The 973-nt window shown below is 41.2% G+C and carries 2 protein-coding genes; one reads left to right on the top strand and one right to left on the bottom strand.

From position 1 onward, the window contains the following. On the top strand, positions 1 to 547 hold a 547-nt coding region (locus A3763_RS21795; protein ID WP_156495249.1), incomplete at its 5' end, for an SDR family oxidoreductase. 106 nt (positions 548 to 653) lie between these two features. Here A3763_RS21795 and A3763_RS21790 read toward each other — a convergent pair. Further along, the gene (locus A3763_RS21790) at positions 654 to 833 is read right to left on the bottom strand and encodes a hypothetical protein (RefSeq protein WP_068512752.1); all 180 of its coding nucleotides are present in this window, start codon (positions 831 to 833) and stop codon (positions 654 to 656) included. Positions 834 to 973: the final 140 nt, after the last annotated feature.

The raw sequence follows: 973 nt of genomic DNA, 5'->3' as shown, positions 1-973 counted from the left end.
GACGTCTTTTGGTTATTTTGAAGAAACTTCTGAGGCCCTATTTAACAAAGTAATGGATGTAAACCTAAATGGTGTCGTTATGGGTTGTCGAGAAATGATGCCATTACTTGAAAAGTCATCACGCGGCATGATCGTTAATGTCGCTTCAATATTCGGCTTGATCACCATGCCAATGGTAGCGCCCTACCATGCCTCTAAATTTGCCGTTCGCGGATTTACCGAAGCCTTACAACAAGACATGATTTATTCAGGTAAGAATATTGATGTTATTTGTGTGATGCCCGGCGGTATTCGATCCAACATTGCAAATTCTGCTGAAACTGAAGCAGCTAATTCCAATGAGCTTGCCAAACACTTTGAAACGGTGGCACGAACAAGCCCTGCAAAAGCGGCAGAAGTCATCGAAAAAGGCATGCGTAAGAAGACCTTCCGAGTATTAATTGGTGCCGATGCCAAGTTTGTCGATATTCTTTATAAGGTACTACCGACCAGCTACTATAAAGTATCTAACCAGCTTTTAGGCGTTAAACGGTTTTTACGTTCGTAGAACTAACAGAAATGGAAAAAAAGCGGGGATGGAGAGCTACCCCGCATAAAGGGGACTGGTAAACCAGCAAGGTAAAACAGGGACGTACTTTAACGAATTATGAACTTTAGGAAGCCTCGGACTTCATATGCTTACGTGCTGCAAATAAACCAACAAAGCCAGCCGAAAATAGCATCATGCTGCCGAACTCACTACTTGCATCCTGAGCGACACTAGCCGAAGCCTGTGCACTACAAGCAAAGACAAACAGTACAAGTATTGAGATAGAGTTTTTTATAGCTGACAATAGAATTCCTTCACATCAAAAAGATTGATAAACAAGCTTACTGCTTTGATTTAAGTGAAGACTAGCACGGAAGTTCTAACTCAACTGTCAACGAATGTTAAACGACAAGTTATTGAAATATAGTGTGATTTATTTGGCAT

The sequence above is a fragment of the Oleiphilus sp. HI0128 genome (genome assembly GCF_001635365.1).
This window is presented reverse-complemented; position numbering and strand designations above follow the sequence as displayed.